Source organism: Lachnoanaerobaculum sp. MSX33 (assembly GCF_000512995.1).
Taxonomy (GTDB): domain Bacteria; phylum Bacillota; class Clostridia; order Lachnospirales; family Lachnospiraceae; genus Lachnoanaerobaculum.
The window spans coordinates 1-1,542 of record NZ_AZXX01000012.1 but is presented as its reverse complement, the minus strand read 5'-3'; the positions used below and the strand labels follow the sequence as shown (position 1 = coordinate 1,542).

Below are 1,542 nucleotides of genomic sequence, written 5' to 3'. Positions count from 1 at the left end.
GGGATTATTCAAAAAAAAATATGTAACGATAACCGAGAATGAGAAAATGGAAGAATTTAATGAAGTGAAAAATATAGATGATTTATATGAATATATGATTACTGAGGTTCCTGATGGTATATCAAATATGGGTAAGCTGGACATAATTGGTTATGACGGAACCAATCAGCCGACAAAGATTGTATATGATTATGGAAATGGAGAAGAGAAAATTTTGACAGAAAAAGATGTTATTGGAATAATGGAATTGTTTAAGGACAACTCTTTGAGGTAGATAATATTATTGGTATGGAAGAATTACACTAAAAGATTTGTTTATATTTGACAGCAGTACAAGGTATTTTAGATATGTGTTATGTATAGCAAGTGAGAGTAATATCTTTACTGTAAAAGACCGGATAAGTTTGGAAAACTTTCTAAGTATACATGATCCGGATTTAAATTTTAAACAAAGAGGAGCTGTTGATGGGAGTATATAAAAATAGGAGACTTACTATATTTATTTTATTATTTTCTTTAGTCATATCAGCCATTTTCATATTGTTATATTTTGAGTACAGTGCTGAAAAGAGAGAAGAAAAAGCTATGAGATATTACTATGAAATAATTCCGGTAATTAAATTATCACATATTTTAGGGACAGACATTGAATGCAATGATGAGAAAGGAAATAAATGGATTATAAAAGCCGGTGGAAATATGGAGAACATTGTATATGAATACACATTAGATTATATACATGGGAAAATTAGTTCTTTGGTTAGATATAGGATTATTGAAAATAAGAATACAAACAGCTATATTAAAAATTTTAATTCTAATATGAGAAATATACGAATTTCCGGAATAGATGGTGTAGGAAATACAATATATCCTAAAACAATATCGGAGGGTGAAAGATTGGATAGTTTTACAGAATGTAAAGATCTGAAGGATCTGATTGAATATATGAAGAAAATAAATAAAGATGGAGGATATTATATTGACGAACTGGATACTATAGGATTGGACGGTTCAAGCTTTGAAGGAAAAATTACATATGATACAGGGAAAGGTTATGAAAAGGTAATAACAGAATATGGGTCAATTACTCTGAATCAATTATTTAAAAATGATTATAGTACAGATGATTATTGATTTTTATATTGAAGTAGTAGAAAAAGAAATAGATTTAAGAGGGATATTGTAATGGGGAGCAAATTAAAGTTTAGGTGGATTTTATGTTTTATAATATTTTCCTTAGCACTATTGATATATGGGAATAATTTACTTAAAGAAAGAGCTAAAAAATTGGAAGATATGAGAAGAACTGAGGCATTCGAATTTATGGATGATGGCTGGAATAAATACAGAATGATGCAGTATGCAGGTGCAAATATGGAGTATACCGATAGTAAAGGAAATATCAAAGTAATAGAAACAGAACCTGTGCTTCTAGACATATTTGATGAAGCTATAGACCCTTATATTTTAGGTAAGACACCTTCCCTCGGCTCTTTTCGGATAACTGAGGGTAAAAGAACATCAGAATTTATACAAACC

1 protein-coding gene and 2 pseudogenes are annotated in these 1,542 nt (G+C 29.4%); all 3 read left to right on the top strand.

What is annotated here, in order from left to right; all coding sequences use genetic code 11:
- Positions 1-274 (top strand): annotated as a pseudogene (locus HMPREF1495_RS01630) (hypothetical protein); the annotation flags it as partial.
- Between the two features lie 191 nt (positions 275-465).
- Positions 466-1,137: a hypothetical protein gene (locus HMPREF1495_RS01625; RefSeq protein ID WP_034211502.1), complete on the top strand. Its 672-nt coding sequence runs from the start codon at positions 466-468 to the stop codon at positions 1,135-1,137.
- A 51-nt stretch (positions 1,138-1,188) separates the two neighbouring features.
- Positions 1,189-1,542, top strand: a pseudogene (locus HMPREF1495_RS01620) (hypothetical protein); the annotation flags it as partial.

Bases quoted from the DNA above. Each gene is read 5' to 3' on its own strand.
- HMPREF1495_RS01625 (WP_034211502.1), top strand. From the start codon at position 466: ATGGGAGTATATAAAAATAGGAGACTTACTATATTTATTTTATTATTT.